The sequence below is a fragment of the Pseudomonas sp. Sample_10 genome (genome assembly GCF_004321495.1).
Taxonomy (GTDB): Bacteria; Pseudomonadota; Gammaproteobacteria; order Pseudomonadales; family Pseudomonadaceae; genus Aquipseudomonas.
Genome location: NZ_RCOE01000280.1, coordinates 1 through 14473, shown reverse-complemented (window position 1 = coordinate 14473; position 14473 = coordinate 1). Strand labels below are relative to the sequence as shown.

Here is a 14473-nt window from a genome sequence, read left to right as displayed (position 1 = left end):
AGCTTTCCCACTCCTTTTTGGTCAGTTGCCTACTCTATGTCACCTTTCAAAGGCCAGACCGGCCTTAAACGTATTCTCAATGCCTCCGGCTATTCGCTGGACGGCCTGCGCGCAGCCTTCACCGGGGAAGCTGCGTTTCGGCAGTTGGTATTGCTCAATGTGATCCTGATCCCGCTGTCGTTCTTCCTGAACGTCAGCCGGGTCGAGCAAGCCTTGCTGATTGCCGTCTGTTTACTGGCACTGATCGTCGAGTTGCTCAACTCGGCGGTGGAAGCGGCCATCGACCGTATTTCCCTGGAGTTGCACCCGCTGTCGAAAAACGCCAAGGACATGGGCAGCGCCGCGCAATTGGTGGCGCTGACCATGATTGCGCTGGTGTGGGCCGTGATTCTGCTTTAAGCGATCGTGGGCAGTACGATCTCGTCGCTGCGCTGAACCCCTGCGGTGAAAGCGCGGCACAGATCGAGGAATTCGCGCATCGCCGATGTCTGGTATTTCTGTTTGTGCCAGATGAAGTAGAACTGTCGCGCCAGGTCCAGATCCGGTGTTTCCACCGCTACCAGGCTGCCGCGACGGAATGCGTCCCGCAGCGCCAATCGCGATATGCACCCAATCCCCAGGCCGGACTCCACTGCGCGCTTGATCGCTTCCGTATGCTCGAGCTCCAGGCGGATATTCAACGCGCTGCGGTGATGGCGCATGGCCTGATCAAATGTCAGGCGCGTGCCTGAACCTTGCTCACGCAGAATCCAGGCTTCGTGGCTCAGTTCATCCATGCTTGCCGTGCCGCGTTTGGCCAAAGGATGTTGCGGCGCGCAGAACACCACCAATTCATCTTCGACCCAGCTCTGCACTTCGATGTCCGGGTGGCTGCAATCGCCTTCAATCAGACCCAGGTCAATTTCATAGTGGGCTACTTGTTGCACGATATTGGCAGTGTTCTGCACGTGCAGCTTCACCTGGCTTTCCGGGTGGCGCTGCATGAAGCTGCCAATCAGCAGGGTAGCCAGGTAGTTGCCGATGGTCAGGGTTGCGCCTACCGCCAATGAGCCGAAACCGGACTTGCCGTTGAGCAGGTCTTCGATTTCCTTGGCCTGATCAAGCAGCGCTACCGCTTGCGGCAACAGCTGCTTGCCAAGGGCGTTGAGGCTCAGGCGTTTGCCGGCACGGTCGAACAACTGGCAGCTGCACTGACGCTCCAGTTCGGTGATTGAGGTGCTTGCCGCCGACTGCGAGAGGTTGAGCAGGCCCGCAGCACGGGATACGCTTTCCTGCTGGGCGACAGCGACGAAGACTTGAAGTTGACGGAGAGTAAATCGCATATCGATATAACCGATAACCCTTATCTTAATAATCCAGTTAACAGATATTGTCGTCGCTATTAGAATGCGATGCAATTGCGCACCCCGGCTCTGTTCATGCAAGAGCGAGCGCAGACCAATCTCCAGGAGTCCCACGTACATGAGCAACATGAACCACGAGCGTGTCCTCAGTGTTCATCACTGGAACGACACTCTGTTCAGCTTCAAGTGCACCCGTGATCCGGGCCTGCGCTTCGAGAACGGTCAGTTCGTGATGATCGGCCTGCAACAGCCCAACGGCCGCCCGCTTATGCGCGCTTACTCGATCGCCAGCCCGAACTGGGAAGAGCATCTCGAGTTCTTCAGCATCAAGGTGCCAGATGGTCCGCTGACTTCCCAGTTGCAGCATTTGAAGGAAGGCGACGAGATCATCATCAGCAAGAAGCCTACCGGCACGCTGGTGCTGGATGACCTCAAGCCTGGCAAACATTTGTACTTGCTCAGCACCGGTACCGGTCTGGCGCCGTTCATGAGCGTCATCCAGGACCCGGAAACCTACGAGCGTTTCGAAAAAGTGATCCTGTGCCACGGCGTACGTTACGTCAACGAAGTCGCCTACCGCGAGTTCATCACCGAGCACCTGCCGCAGAACGAGTTCTTCGGCGATGCGCTGCGTGACAAGTTGATCTACTACCCGACCGTGACCCGCGAACCGTTCGAGAACGAAGGTCGCCTGACCGACCTGATGCGCAGCGGCAAGCTGTTCAGCGACATCGGTCTGCCGCCGATCAACCCGCAGGACGACCGCGCCATGCTGTGCGGTAGCCCGAGCATGCTCGACGAGACCAGCGAAGTGTTGAACAGCTTCGGCCTGAAAGTTTCGCCGCGGATGCGCGAGCCGGGTGATTACCTGATCGAGCGTGCATTCGTCGAGAAGTGACCGCAGGTCACGTGTAGGAGCCGGCTTGCTGGCGATAGCGTCTTTAAGATCGCCATCGCCAGCAAGCCGACTCCTACAATAGATTCGCAGCGCATCCAAAAAGCCCGCATGACCCCGGACGGTCATGCGGGCTTTTTCGTTTTTGGCGTTCAGGCTTTCGCGGGAATGACCTCGAGCACGCGGATCAGCTCGGGCGTCGGGTAATGCCAACGCACATCCACATCCCAGAACTGCGCGCCGTATTCCCGTTCCGGCGCAGGTGTCTGATAGGCCGGGCGTGGATCCTGCGCCAGGCATTGCTCGATCAGCTCGACCAAAGGCTCTGCAAGGCGCTGGGCGTGGCCATTAGCCTGGTGCAGCGCAGCATCCGTCCACTCTACGGCAATCAACTGCGGCGCGGCGCTGGCGATAGTGTTGGCGGCGCTGTCGATGATATCGGCGTAGGGCACGTAAGGTTTGATGTCGAGAACCGGCGTGCCGTCGAGCAAGTCGATGCCGGAAATCCACAGACGATTGGCTTCAACCTTGTCCAACTTCACCACGGATTGACCAATGCCGTTGGGACGATGGGTTGCGCGTGTCGCAAACACGCCCATGGATTTGTTGCCGCCGAGGCGGGGAGGGCGGACCTTCAGGCGCGGCTTTTCTTCCAGTGCCTGATGGAACATGAACAGCAGCCAGACATGGCTGACCTGTTCAAGGCCCTGCACGGCATCACCCTGATCGAAGGGTGCGACCAGTTCCAGCACGCCGCGCGCGGCCGGGGCCAGTTGCGGTTGACGCGGAATGGCGAACTTCTCCTTGAAGCAGGAGCGCACGAAGCCGATGGGGGAAACGCTGTAGGTCATGGTTTACGGTCGAGGCGGGAAGAGGGTAGGCATGATAACCCGATCAACCATGATCATTCCCACGCTCTGCGTGGGAATGCCTCAATGGACGCTCTGCGTCAGCTCTTGGGACGCGCAGCGTCCCGCGCTGCATTCCCACGCGGAGCGTGGGAACGATCATCAGGAGAAGATCAGAGGCTGAACCCACCATCCAATGGGATGATATTCCCGGTCATGTAAGCCCCCGCCGTACTCGCCAGGCTGATCGCCAGCGCCGCCATCTCTTCCTCGCGCCCCCAACGCTTCATGGGGATCAGCGCCGTATCCTCGGCCAATGCCTGCTTATCATTGCCGATATGCTGGGTCATCTTGCTCGGGAACCGTCCCGGTGCGATCACGTTGACGTTGATGTGCTGGCTGACCAGCTCCCGAGCCAGGATCCGCGACAATTGGTGCAGTGCGGCTTTGCTGGGACCGTAGGCGTAGGCCTGTTCGCCAAAGGAGGAAATCCCCGCCACCGATCCGATGTTGATGATCCGCGCCGGGTTCGCTTCGGAACCTGCCTTGCGCAGCAGCGGCAGGAACTGCTGGATGCAGTTGAACACCGAAGTCACGTTGAGCTGCATGACCTTTTCCCAGCCCTTGATCGGATAGCTTTCCAGTGGCGCCCCCCACGTGGTGCCGGCATTGTTCACCAGAATGTCGAGATGGGTGATCTGCTCGCCCAGGCGTGTGGCCAGTTGTTGCACGCCTTCTTCCGTCGCCAGGTTGGCAGCTACGGCATGGCAGCGCCCAAGGGCACCGAGTTCGTCAGCGGTTTGCTGGCAAGCTTCGGCATCGCGGGCGCAGACATACACGGTCGCGCCAGCCTCGACATAGGCCTTGGCAATCATTTTGCCGATACCACGAGTGCCGCCGGTCACCAGAGCGGTGCGGCCTTGCAGGGAAAAGTAGGGGTGCATGGCGAATCCTGAGAACTTAAGGGTCTCTACACCCTAGTCGTCAGCCGCGAGAAGCGGAGCCACTATTTTTGCGAGGAATGAGCATCCATACAGGACTGCCCTTTCTTTTGCAGGCGCACATCTTGCTGGCGATAGCGTCCTCAAGATCGCCATCGCCAGCAAGCTGTGCTCCTACAGGGAGTGAGCATCCATACAGCTTTGTGACGCCATCCCTTGTAGGAGCACAGCTTGCTCGCGATAGCGTTTTCGAAATCGCCATCGCCAGCAAGCTTTGCTCCTACAGGGACGCGGGCGGGCGATTACTGCGGACGCACGCGCAGGGTCAGGCCCTTGAGGAAGTTGCGCAGCAACTGGTCGCCGCACGGGCGGTAGTTGGTGTGGCCGAATTTGCGAAACAGCGCGCTCAGCTCAGGCTTGGACACCGGGAACTCGGCCGCCTTGAGGATCGCGTGCATGTCGTCTTCTTTCAGTTCGAAGGCCACGCGCAGTTTTTTCAGGATGATGTTGTTGGTCACCGGCACTTCGATCGGCTGCGGCGGACGGCTTTCGTCCTTGCCGCGCTTGAAGATCACCAGGCCGTCGAGGAAATGCGCCATGACTTCGTCCGGGCAGCGTACGAAACCTTCCTCGTCCTCCTCTTTCTTGTCGAGCCAGGTCACCAGGTCTTCGAGCTTCACATCCATGCCACCGAGCTTGATGATCTCGATGACTTTCTTGTCGCTGATGTCGAGCATGTAGCGCACGCTGCGCAGTACGTCGTTATGAATCATGTGGGCAGTCCCGATTTTCAACTGTGGGCGTCGCAACCAGGCGCGACGCCGAAATGTGTGACGGCGTGAAAAGCCTTAGAACTTCTCTTTGCCGGACAGGTAGCGCCATTGTCCCAACGGCACTTTACCGATGGATACGCCACCGATGCGGATGCGGCGGATACCCACGATCTTCAGGCCGACGGCCTGGCAGAACAGGGCGATAACACCCGGTTGCGGGTTTTTCATGGCAAAGCGCAGGCGGTTTTCGTTCTGCCAGCTGGCCTTGACCGGCGGCAATTCCTTGCCCTTGTAGGTCAGGCCGTGTTGCAAGCGATTGAGACCGTGCTCGACCATGTTGCCTTCGACTTCGACCACGTATTCCTGCTCGATCTTGTTGGAGTCGGCGGTGAGTTTGCGCAGGATCTTCCAGTCCTGGGTGAACACCAGCAAGCCGCTGGCGTTAGCCTGCAGGTCAGTGCTGGCGGTCAGGCGCTGGAAGTGGCCCTTGAGCGGACGTTTGCCGTAACGGTGTTCTTCGCTCAGCGTCTCGGCGCTGATGGTCGCCATGGCGGTGTCCGCGTCCATGCCGGCGGGCACGTTGAACAGGATGGTTACCGGTTCCGGGGCAGTGGCCTTGGCTTCTGGGTCCAGCTCGACTTTTTGTGCGCCGACTTTGAACTGCGGCTCGTCGATGACTTCGCCGTCGACGGTGACCCAGCCGCCTTCGATGAACAGCTCAGCCTCCCGACGGGAGCAGCCGACGAGTTCGATGAGGCGTTTGGAGAGACGAATCGGGTCAGTCATGACAGGGCCGTAACAAAAAAGGGGTGGGCATTGTACCTGCCTGGCGCCGGTTAAGCCCGGTTCCATTTGAGGTCGGTCGCAATTCCTGTGGGAGCTGGCTTGCCAGCGATTGCATCACCTCGGTGTATCTGGCTTGACCGCAGCGTCCGCATCGCTGGCAAGCCCCACAGGGTTAATCTGGTGTGTCAGCCATGTTGTGAGCGTTGCTGGACCTGGCGCATGCGCATATGCAACAACGGATAGGGCTGTCCCATGCCATCGACTTCCGAGCGGCCGATCACCTCAAACCCTTGCTTGAAGTAAAACCCCAGGGCTTGCGGGTTCTGTTCGTTCACGTCCAGTTGATCGGCGTTGAGGTTTTCCAGGGCATAACGCAGCAATTTCCTGCCCAGGCCCTGACCGCGGTGTTGCGGGTCAATAAAGAGCATTTCGACCTTGCCCGCCGCGACCCCGGCGAACCCGGTAATGCGCTGGTTGGCGTCCTTGGTGCAGATCAGCATGACGGCATCGAGGTAGCGGGTCAGCACCAGATTCTTCAACAGATTGATGTAACTGTCTGGCAGAAAGTCATGGGTGGCGCGGACCGAGTCCTCCCAGACCCGGGTCAGTTCTTCATAGTCACTCTGTTTCGGTGTGTGGATGACCGAATGTTGGCGCATGCCCGCCTGCTCCTTCTTTTAGCTACCGACTGTAAAAAGTGAGATTCCGTTCTTCACCAAACGATAGCCGTAAAAAAGCCCCGCATCTCGTCAAGAGAGCGGGGCTTTGCATAATTTTTGCGTTTAGATCTGTTCAGCCCACAGATCGTATTCGTCGGCGTCGGTCACCTTGCACCAGACTTTATCGCCCGGCTTCAGGTTGCTGCCATTGTCGATGAATACGTTTCCGTCGATTTCCGGAGCATCGAAGAAGCAACGGCCGACCGCGCCTTGCTCGTCGACTTCATCGACCAGCACTTCGATTTCACGGCCGATGCGCATTTGCAGGCGGGCCGAGCTGATCGCCTGCTGGTGCGCCATGAAGCGCTCCCAACGATCCTGCTTGACGTCATCTGGAACCACTTCCAGGTCCAGGTCGTTGGCCGGCGCGCCGTCGACCGGCGAGTACTGGAAGCAACCGACGCGATCCAGCTGGGCTTCGGTCAGCCAGTTCAGCAGGTATTGGAAGTCTTCTTCAGTCTCGCCCGGGAAACCGACGATGAAGGTCGAGCGGATGATCAAATCCGGGCAGATTTCGCGCCAGTTCTTGATCCGCGCCAGGGTCTTGTCTTCGAACGCCGGGCGTTTCATCGACTTGAGCACTTTCGGGCTGGCGTGCTGGAACGGGATGTCCAGGTACGGCAGGATCTTGCCGGCGGCCATCAGCGGGATCAGCTCGTCGACGTGCGGGTACGGGTAAACGTAGTGCAGACGCACCCAGACGCCGAGGGTGCTCAGGGCTTCGCAGAGTTCGGTCATGCGGGTTTTCACCGGCGCGCCGTTCCAGAAACCGGTGCGGTATTTCACGTCGACGCCGTAGGCGCTGGTGTCTTGCGAGATCACCAACAGCTCTTTGACGCCCGACTTGACCAGGCGCTGGGCCTCGTCAAGGACATCACCGACCGGACGGCTGACCAATTTGCCGCGCATCGACGGGATGATGCAGAAGCTGCAGCTGTGGTTGCAGCCTTCGGAAATCTTCAGGTAGGCGTAGTGGCGCGGGGTCAGCTTGATGCCTTGTGGCGGCACCAGGTCGATCAGCGGGTTGTGATCCTGACGCGGCGGCACGACTTCGTGCACGGCGTTGACCACTTGCTCGTACTGCTGCGGACCGGTCACGGCCAGCACGCTCGGGTGCACGTCGCGGATGTTGCCTTCTTCGACGCCCATGCAGCCGGTGACGATGACCTTGCCGTTTTCCTTGATCGCTTCGCCGATCACTTCCAGAGACTCTGCCTTGGCCGAATCAATGAAGCCGCAGGTGTTGACCACCACGACATCGGCGTCCTGATAGGTGGACACGACGTCATAGCCTTCCATGCGCAGCTGGGTAAGGATGCGCTCGGAGTCGACCAGTGCTTTGGGGCAACCCAGGGATACGAAGCCAACCTTTGGATTGGCCGGCGCAGGAGTGGTGGACATGTCTAACCTCGGTGTTTTGTGACGCCGCTTGCCGGGCTGGGCAAAACCGACGGACGGGCGCTTGAACTGCGCCTCTGATCAAAAAGTGCGCAATTCTAGCGGTGAGACGTTCACTTGACCAGCTTTATGCGGGGAAATACGACGAGTGCTGCGCTATGCTTCGCGCGGGTGGGCTTTACGGATTTTTTACAGTCAACAAAACGTCTGTAACGTAAAGTAAAAAAGCGCATGCTGCAGAAAAGTGCTTCATTCAAGAAGCCGGGTTTTGGTAATCAGGAGTGGTGGATGGGGCACGCAAGTAGTCAGGCAGGAGCGACCGGGCATTCGGCGGCCAAACCGATCGGCATGCTGGTTGCGGCAGTCGGGGTGGTTTATGGCGATATCGGCACCAGTCCGTTGTACACCCTCAAAGAAGTGTTCTCCGGCGCGTATGGTGTGCCGGTCAATCACGATGGCGTGTTGGGCATTCTGGCGCTGATTTTCTGGTCACTGATCTGGGTCGTGTCGATCAAGTACATGATGTTTGTCCTGCGCGCCGACAACCAGGGCGAAGGCGGGATCATGGCTCTGACCGCGCTGGCACGGCGAGCGGCGTCAGGGCATGCCAAGCTGCGTGGCCTTCTGGTGGTATGCGGGCTGATCGGTGCTGCATTGTTCTATGGCGACAGCATGATCACCCCGGCCATTTCCGTATTGTCGGCAATCGAAGGCCTGGGGTTGGCATTCGAGGGGATCGACCATTGGGTGGTGCCGTTGTCGTTGATCGTGCTGGTGGCGCTGTTCCTGATTCAGAGTCACGGCACCGCACGGATCGGCATCCTGTTCGGGCCGATCATGGTCACCTGGTTCCTGGTGCTGGGAGCGCTCGGTGTCTACGGCATCGTTCAGCACCCGGAAGTCCTGCAAGCGATGAACCCGGTTTGGGGTGTGCGTTTCTTCATCGTGCATCCGGGCATGGGCGTGGCGATTCTCGGCGCCGTGGTGCTGGCATTGACCGGTGCCGAAGCGCTCTACGCGGACATGGGCCACTTCGGTCGCAAGCCGATTGCCCGCGCCTGGTTCATCCTCGTGCTGCCGGCGTTGGTGCTCAACTATTTCGGCCAAGGCGCCTTGCTGCTGGGTGACCCGGAAGCCGCTCGCAACCCGTTCTACTTGCTGGCGCCAAGTTGGGCGTTGATCCCACTGGTAGGCCTGTCGACCCTGGCCACGGTGATTGCCTCGCAAGCGGTGATTTCCGGTGCGTTCTCCTTGACCCGTCAGGCGATCCAGCTCGGCTACATCCCGCGCATGCATATCCGGCACACCTCGAGCGCTGAACAGGGCCAGATCTACATCGGTGCAGTGAACTGGGCACTGATGGTCGGCGTGATTTTGCTGGTGATAGGTTTCGAATCCTCCGGCGCCCTGGCTTCCGCCTACGGTGTGGCGGTGACGGGCACCATGCTGATGACCACTATTCTGGTGTCGGCGGTGATCCTGCTGCTGTGGAAGTGGCCGCCGATCCTTGCGGTGCCGATCTTGCTTGGTTTCCTGTTGGTGGACGGTCTTTACTTCGCTGCCAACGTACCGAAAATCGTGCAGGGCGGGGCATTCCCTGTGATTGCCGGTCTCGCATTGTTTGTCCTCATGACCACTTGGAAGCGCGGCAAGCAGTTGCTGGTCGATCGCATTGATGAAGGTGGATTGCCGTTGCCGATCTTCATCAGCAGTATCGCCGTGCAGCCCCCGCATCGGGTCCAGGGTACCGCTGTGTTCCTCACCGCCCGGCCGGACGCCGTGCCTCACGCTCTGTTGCACAACCTTCTGCATAATCAGGTGCTGCACGAGCAAGTGGTGCTGTTGACGGTGGTGTACGAAGACATCCCGCGAGTGCCGCCGAGCCGGCGCTTCGAAGTCGATTCCTACGGCGAGGGTTTCTTCCGGGTAATCCTGCATTTTGGCTTCACCGATGAGCCGGACGTGCCGAAGGCGCTGAAACTGTGTCATCTCGATGAACTGGACTTCAGCCCTATGCGCACCACCTACTTCCTCAGCCGCGAAACCGTCATCGCTTCCAAGCTCGAAGGCATGGCCCGCTGGCGCGAGGCACTGTTCGCCTTCATGTTGCAGAACGCCAACGGCAACCTGCGCTTCTTCAATCTGCCGTTGAACCGGGTGATTGAGTTGGGGACACAGGTGGAGATGTAAGACTGCAAGATCAAAAAGCCCCCGTTGCCTTGCGGCAGCGGGGGCTTTTTATGACGTATCCAAAGGCAGCGATAAACCCTGTGGGAGCGGGCTTGCCCGCGATGGCAGCGTGTCAGTCGACAGAGATGTCGGACGTTATGCCCTTATCGCGGCAAGCCTGCTCCCACAGGGATTTGTGTCGAGTTCAAGTAACGGTCATGAAAAAGCCCCCGTAACCGAAACGCTGCGGGGGCTTTTTTGCAAACGCTGCTCAGATCACTCCTGAGCCTCGGTTTCCTGCGGCTGGCGTTTCTTGATCACCCCCACCAAACGCTGGGCCAGCGCCGGGTAGTTTTCGTCGAAGTGGTGGCCACCGGGCAATTTGATGACTTCGCCCACGGCGCTCTTGTCGGTGCAACCACTTTCATCGACTTCTTCTTCACCGTAGATGCACACCACTTTAGCGGCTGGCAACCTGGCCATTTCCGGGCCGGTGGCGGCTTCCTTGCCGGCGTTGCCGAGCCAGCCTTCGACTTCGATTTCGAAGCTGCCGGTGCGGGCGAAGGCGAGCAGGATGATCGCGTCGACGCGCTGCTGTTCGTTCTCTGGCAGGCGGTTGTAGATCGCTGGCAGAACGTCGGCACCGAACGAGTAACCGGTGAGAATGAAGCGCTTGGTGCCCCATTTCTGCCGGTAGTGCTGCATCAGTTCTGCCAGGTCCAGGGCGCTCTGTTCCGGACTCTTGTGCTGCCAGTAGTAACGCAAGGTGTCGATGCCGACCACGGGGTAACCGATCTTGGCCATTTCGCCGGCGACATCGCGGTCCAGATCGCGCCAGCCACCGTCACCGGAGAGGAACAGGGTGACCGTGTCCCGGGCTTGGCCTGCGGGCACTTCAACCACCGGAATCTGCAGGCCGCCTGCCGCTTTGTCGCCGCCGACGAGGATCTTGCGCAGTTCGTTGTTCAGCACTTGCGGCAGGTTGATGTCGTAGTCGCTGATGCTGGTTTCGGCGTTCGGCTGGTCACGCACGAAGCCGGCACTGGTGTCGTCCGGGTTGTCGTTCCATGCCACCAGCCAGTGGCCGTGGGCGGCGCTTTTGGGCAACAGGTGTGTGCAGCCACCGGGTTTTTCCAGGGCCAGATCCACGGAAACGGCCTGGGCCTTATCGTTCTTCTGTTCCGACAACCAGCGCCAGGCCAGCACGGCGCCCGGGCCGATGCCGCTGACCAGCGTGGCCGGCCCCTGCAGTTCACGCAGGCCCGCTTGCAAGGCGCGGCTTTGCAGCAGGCAATCCTTGGGCAGAATCACCTGAACGATCTGCGCCGAGGCACTGCGGCTCAGGGTGGTCAGTTGCTTGTCATTGAGTTTCTGATCATCGTTGACCGCCACCAATACCTGAGCCTTCGGCGTGGTGCCGGGAATGACGCGGGTCATGGCTGCGCCATCGGCCGGTGTGAGCAGTTCGAGGGTCGGTTCTGGTGCCGGGCGTTTGAGGTACCAGAAACCGCCGCCGAGAATCACGGCCAGCACGATCAGTGCGGCCAGGATGTATTTCAGGGAGCGTTGAATCATCAGCGTTTCACCAATCCAGTCAAGCCGCCCGCGATCAGGGCAGCAGTGTCGGCCAGCGCAACCAGCGGATCGAGTCCGGCGGGCACGGCCATATAACGGGGTTCCCAGTCAGGCTGGAACTTGTCTTTGAAGCGGCGCAAGCCTTGGAAGTTGTACAGCTGCTCACCACGGCGGAAAACCATCGAGCCCAGGCGCTGGGTCAGCGGTGCGCCGCGCCGGGGTTGCAACCCCGACAACGGCACCATGCCCAGGCTGAAGCGCGCGTATCCATGATTTTTATAATGTTGAATCAGGCCGACCATCATGAACTCCATGGTCAGCTTGGGAGCGTCCGGGTGCGCGCGCATCAGGTCGAGGCTGGCCAGATCGTGGCTGTAGGTCTCGAGCAGGTTGGCGAATGCCACCGGGCGCCCCTCGAAACGGATCACCGCAATACGGAAATGCTTGAGGTAGTCATCGCTGAACCGCCCCAGGGAGAAGCCTTTCTCACGCACGTTCTTGCCAGTCAGCCAGGCATCGGAAATCACCTTGAGCTCATCCATCGGCGCCTGGCCCGGTTCATGGATTTCCAGCGACAAGCCATCGCGGGTGCCACGGTTCCAGGTGTAGCGCAGATCCTTCATCTCCTTGCCCTTGGCCTCGAGATCAAAACGCTTGAGATCGACCCGGGCTTCTTCACCGAGCTTGATCGCGGTCAGGCCGATGTCCATGTAGTAAGGCAGGTTCTCCGCGCGCACTTGATAGAACACCGGACGGGCGTGGTGGATGTCACACAGGTCACGGAACTGCCAGATCATTTCCGCTCGTTGCTGGGCAGGGCCAATCGGGTCATACAACGCCACAAGGCTGCGGCCACGACGGGCATACATCAGGAACGCCTCGTCGTTGGGGTGGAACAGCAGCGCCTTGTCGCCGGTGAGGGCCAGGCCGCCGTCCGGTTGCGCCGAGGCCATGAGGATCTTGCTTGCGCGCTCCAGTTCATCGGGCGTCGGCAGATGAATCACCGGGCGGGCCGTGCGCAGCAGCCAGGTCAGGGATACCACCACCAGCAGCACCGCGGCGCCGAGCAGCGAGCGCAAGCCACGGGGAGCATCGGCGTCCAGGGTGAACTGCCACCACAGCTGATGGCTGTAGGGAACGTCCTGATAGGCGAACAGCAGCAGCCACATCGAAGCCCCGAGTACGCACAGGCTGGCCACCAGGTACAACGGCGAAAACGGCAGTTCGGTCAGACGGCTCGGACGGTAGAACGAGCGGCGGAAAACCCCGAGCAGGCTCGCGGTCAAGACCATCAGGCTGGCTTCTTCCCAGTCGAAACCCTTGAGTAGAGAGAGCAGGGCGCCGACCAGCAGCAGAATGGTGGTGAGCATCCACGCTGCCGACAGTCGCCGACGCAAACCCTGGGCGAGCAGCAGGCACAACACGCCGATCAGGCTGGCGCCCAAGTGCGAGGCGTCGACCAGTCGATGCGGAATCAGAAAGCCGATGTGTTCCAGGCGGGTGTCGATTTCCGGCGTTGCTCCGGAAAACAACAGCACTACCCCGGAAAGAAACACCAGCACCGCGAGAATCGGCGCTGCCAGGCCAGACGCGGCACGCAACGTCTGACGGGTCTGGAACAGGCGCTGCCCTTCGTTGATCAACAGCAGCAGGCAAGCCACCAGCATCGGCAGCACCACGTAGATCAAGCGATAAAGCAGCAGGGCGGCGGCCAGTGGCGCGGCGCCGAGCTTGTCGGAAAAGGCTGCCAGCAGGATCGCCTCGAACACCCCGACGCCGCCGGGCACATGACTGAGCACGCCCGCCGCCAGCGCCAGGAGGTACACCAGCAGGAATGCGCCGAAGGGCGGAGCTTCGGGCAGCAGGAGATACAGCACGGTCGCGGCGGCGGCCACGTCCAGAGCGGTGATGAGCAGTTGCAGGAACGTCAGGCGGCGCCCGGGCAGGCGCAAGGTGCGACGACCAATCTTGACCAGCAGGTTATCGGCGTAGGGTTGTTCCGGCAGGCGGCGACGGTACAGTCCGACGGCCAGCACGCTGAACAACAGCAGTACGCCGGCAGCGATGGCACCGAGCAAGATCTCTGAGAGCCCCAGGGCCGCAGAGGCCGCGGGCAGATTGCTGAGTGTCGCCAGTGCCGCCAGTGGCGGCAGGGCGCAACCGAGCGACAGGCTGGCAAACAGCGTCATGTGCGCAACCTCAGAAGCCCCCAGGCCATGACGCGCATATAAACGGTAGCGAACCGAGCCACCCGACAGCATCGACAGGCCGATGGCATTGCCAATGGCGAAAGCGCTGAAACCGCCCAGGGCCACGGTGCGCGCGGGCAGGCTCACACCGGCATAGCGACTGGCTGACCATTCATAGCCCAGCAATAGGATGAAGCCTGCCACGGTCGCGCCCAGTGCACCGAGCAATGCCGGTTTTGGAACCTCGAGAATCGAGTCGTGCAGAGCGTCCAGGTCAAGTTCGCTCAGCAGGTGACGACAGGCAATCAGCGCGATCGCGAACAACAGCAGCGTGACCGCAAGACCTATGGGCTGACGGTATTTACTGACGCGATCAAGCAAGCGCAGTCGCTCGGCTTTGATCGGTTGTGTCGCTGTGACGGTGTCTTGTGAATCAGACGAGTTGGCGCGCATCAATCACCTCTTGGATTGTGCGCGACAGGATGGAGGTATCCAGCCAAGTTACCAATCCCTGTAGAAAAAAATAATTACAAATATTAACGCCTCGCACCGGGCGATGGTGCGAGCGCGATTTCACTCGTAGAGGGTTCAGTCTGGGATAGAGCATAGTCCGGACTCGGCGCATGGGTGATCCCCAATGGCTGGCGACACAGTGACAGATCATTGTTGCGAAAGGACTTTTTCAACAGATACAAAAAAGGCCACTCTTTCGAGTAGCCTTTTTTGATGTTTGGTTGCGGGAGCCGGATTTGAACCGACGACCTTCGGGTTATGAGCCCGACGAGCTACCAGACTGCTCCATCCCGCGTCTGTGTGGCGGCATTCTACAGGCGAACG

Annotated in this window: 12 protein-coding genes and 1 tRNA gene; 3 read left to right on the top strand and 10 right to left on the bottom strand. The window is 60.0% G+C overall.

Features of this window, described 5'->3' with window-relative positions:
- Window positions 1-36: 36 nt before the first annotated feature.
- Window positions 37-399 (top strand): diacylglycerol kinase, encoded by a 363-nt coding sequence (locus D8U18_RS26700; protein ID WP_008060649.1) that lies wholly within the window; start codon window positions 37-39, stop codon window positions 397-399.
- Here D8U18_RS26700 and D8U18_RS26695 read toward each other — a convergent pair.
- Window positions 396-1322, bottom strand: coding sequence for a LysR family transcriptional regulator (locus D8U18_RS26695; protein ID WP_056856163.1), 927 nt, complete (start codon window positions 1320-1322; stop codon window positions 396-398). The two genes, D8U18_RS26700 and D8U18_RS26695, sit on opposite strands and share 4 nt — an antisense overlap.
- Before the next feature lie 139 nt (window positions 1323-1461).
- Here D8U18_RS26695 and fpr point away from each other — a divergent pair, with 139 nt between their 5' ends.
- Window positions 1462-2241: a ferredoxin-NADP reductase gene (gene fpr / locus D8U18_RS26690; protein WP_008054100.1), complete on the top strand. Its 780-nt coding sequence runs from the start codon at window positions 1462-1464 to the stop codon at window positions 2239-2241.
- A gap of 149 nt (window positions 2242-2390) precedes the next feature.
- On the opposite strand, the gene tsaA is transcribed toward fpr, so the two are convergent.
- The 6 genes from tsaA to rimO all read right to left on the bottom strand — a co-directional run bounded on the left by tsaA (window position 2391) and on the right by rimO (window position 7706).
- Window positions 2391-3089: a tRNA (N6-threonylcarbamoyladenosine(37)-N6)-methyltransferase TrmO gene (tsaA, locus tag D8U18_RS26685; protein ID WP_131109032.1), complete on the bottom strand. Its 699-nt coding sequence runs from the start codon at window positions 3087-3089 to the stop codon at window positions 2391-2393.
- Between the two features lie 170 nt (window positions 3090-3259).
- Window positions 3260-4030, bottom strand: coding sequence for an SDR family oxidoreductase (locus D8U18_RS26680; RefSeq protein WP_056856162.1), 771 nt, complete (start codon window positions 4028-4030; stop codon window positions 3260-3262).
- 299 nt (window positions 4031-4329) lie between these two features.
- On the bottom strand, window positions 4330-4800 hold the full coding sequence (locus D8U18_RS26675) for a DUF1456 family protein (protein ID WP_131109030.1): 471 nt from the start codon (window positions 4798-4800) through the stop codon (window positions 4330-4332).
- Window positions 4801-4875: 75 nt separating this feature from the next.
- On the bottom strand, window positions 4876-5586 hold the full coding sequence (locus D8U18_RS26670) for an rRNA pseudouridine synthase (RefSeq protein WP_131109028.1): 711 nt from the start codon (window positions 5584-5586) through the stop codon (window positions 4876-4878).
- Between the two features lie 185 nt (window positions 5587-5771).
- Window positions 5772-6245, bottom strand: a complete 474-nt coding sequence (locus D8U18_RS26665; protein ID WP_131109026.1) for a GNAT family N-acetyltransferase — start codon at window positions 6243-6245, stop codon at window positions 5772-5774.
- 123 nt (window positions 6246-6368) lie between these two features.
- The gene (gene rimO / locus D8U18_RS26660) at window positions 6369-7706 is read right to left on the bottom strand and encodes a 30S ribosomal protein S12 methylthiotransferase RimO (protein WP_024011887.1); all 1338 of its coding nucleotides are present in this window, start codon (window positions 7704-7706) and stop codon (window positions 6369-6371) included.
- Window positions 7707-7991: 285 nt separating this feature from the next.
- On the opposite strand from rimO, the gene D8U18_RS26655 reads away from it, so the two are divergent.
- A complete protein-coding gene (locus tag D8U18_RS26655; RefSeq protein WP_130930821.1) occupies window positions 7992-9893 on the top strand; it encodes a potassium transporter Kup in 1902 nt (633 codons plus the stop codon).
- Between the two features lie 255 nt (window positions 9894-10148).
- On the opposite strand, the gene D8U18_RS26645 is transcribed toward D8U18_RS26655, so the two are convergent.
- The 3 genes from D8U18_RS26645 to D8U18_RS26635 all read right to left on the bottom strand — a co-directional run bounded on the left by D8U18_RS26645 (window position 10149) and on the right by D8U18_RS26635 (window position 14444).
- Complete coding sequence (locus D8U18_RS26645) at window positions 10149-11447, bottom strand: AcvB/VirJ family lysyl-phosphatidylglycerol hydrolase (RefSeq protein WP_131109024.1); 1299 nt, start codon at window positions 11445-11447, stop codon at window positions 10149-10151.
- Window positions 11447-14089, bottom strand: a complete 2643-nt coding sequence (gene mprF / locus D8U18_RS26640) for a bifunctional lysylphosphatidylglycerol flippase/synthetase MprF (protein ID WP_056856156.1) — start codon at window positions 14087-14089, stop codon at window positions 11447-11449. The genes D8U18_RS26645 and mprF overlap by 1 nt, the downstream gene beginning before the upstream one ends.
- Window positions 14090-14367: 278 nt before the next feature.
- Window positions 14368-14444, bottom strand: a tRNA-Met gene (locus tag D8U18_RS26635).
- Between the last annotated feature and the right edge of the window lie 29 nt (window positions 14445-14473).

What these genes read in the sequence shown, in the direction of transcription:
- tsaA (WP_131109032.1), bottom strand. Translation starts at nt 3,089, where the DNA reads ATGACCTACAGCGTTTCCCCCATCGGCTTCGTGCGCTCCTGCTTCAAG.
- D8U18_RS26645 (WP_131109024.1), bottom strand. Translation starts at nt 11,447, where the DNA reads ATGATTCAACGCTCCCTGAAATACATCCTGGCCGCACTGATCGTGCTG.
- D8U18_RS26695 (WP_056856163.1), bottom strand. Translation starts at nt 1,322, where the DNA reads ATGCGATTTACTCTCCGTCAACTTCAAGTCTTCGTCGCTGTCGCCCAG.
- D8U18_RS26665 (WP_131109026.1), bottom strand. Translation starts at nt 6,245, where the DNA reads ATGCGCCAACATTCGGTCATCCACACACCGAAACAGAGTGACTATGAA.
- D8U18_RS26680 (WP_056856162.1), bottom strand. Translation starts at nt 4,030, where the DNA reads ATGCACCCCTACTTTTCCCTGCAAGGCCGCACCGCTCTGGTGACCGGC.
- D8U18_RS26675 (WP_131109030.1), bottom strand. Translation starts at nt 4,800, where the DNA reads ATGATTCATAACGACGTACTGCGCAGCGTGCGCTACATGCTCGACATC.
- D8U18_RS26700 (WP_008060649.1), top strand. Translation starts at nt 37, where the DNA reads ATGTCACCTTTCAAAGGCCAGACCGGCCTTAAACGTATTCTCAATGCC.
- D8U18_RS26670 (WP_131109028.1), bottom strand. Translation starts at nt 5,586, where the DNA reads ATGACTGACCCGATTCGTCTCTCCAAACGCCTCATCGAACTCGTCGGC.
- rimO (WP_024011887.1), bottom strand. Translation starts at nt 7,706, where the DNA reads ATGTCCACCACTCCTGCGCCGGCCAATCCAAAGGTTGGCTTCGTATCC.
- mprF (WP_056856156.1), bottom strand. Translation starts at nt 14,089, where the DNA reads ATGCGCGCCAACTCGTCTGATTCACAAGACACCGTCACAGCGACACAA.
- fpr (WP_008054100.1), top strand. Translation starts at nt 1,462, where the DNA reads ATGAGCAACATGAACCACGAGCGTGTCCTCAGTGTTCATCACTGGAAC.
- D8U18_RS26655 (WP_130930821.1), top strand. Translation starts at nt 7,992, where the DNA reads ATGGGGCACGCAAGTAGTCAGGCAGGAGCGACCGGGCATTCGGCGGCC.